The sequence below is a fragment of the Haladaptatus sp. HS23 genome, assembly GCF_056892285.1.
On the sequence record NZ_JBXGLH010000068.1, the window covers coordinates 1 to 373 of the forward strand.

At 57.9% G+C, this 373-nt stretch carries 1 rRNA gene; it reads left to right on the top strand.

Going from position 1 to position 373, the window contains the following annotated elements:
* A 16S ribosomal RNA gene (locus tag AC1XDK_RS30840) occupies nt 1-75 on the top strand; the annotation flags it as partial.
* Between the last annotated feature and the right edge of the window lie 298 nt (nt 76-373).

The window sequence follows — 373 nt, forward strand, 5'->3', positions numbered from 1 at the left end:
CGAATCTGGGCTTCGCAAGGGGGCTTAAGTCGTAACAAGGTAGCCGTAGGGGAATCTGCGGCTGGATCACCTCCTAAAGACCGGGATTGGGCCGACGCGCCCAACCCACCTTAACTCGTCAACTTCGTTGACGAACTGGCACACACGCCGAGACAGCACTCGTCTTCCGACGAGGCACCTTTGAACTACCAAGGCTAGTTCCGATCTCTCCCTTTTGGGGAGAGTAGCCTTCGCTCGTTGGTGAGCGCCGCTGTTCGACAGCGGTTCACGGGTTCGACTCCCGTGGAAGGCCGTCACGTGGGACGGTTCGAATCGTGCCCCTTAAGTAGTGGGCGACGAAACGAACTATTCCCAACAAACCGATGCACCAACC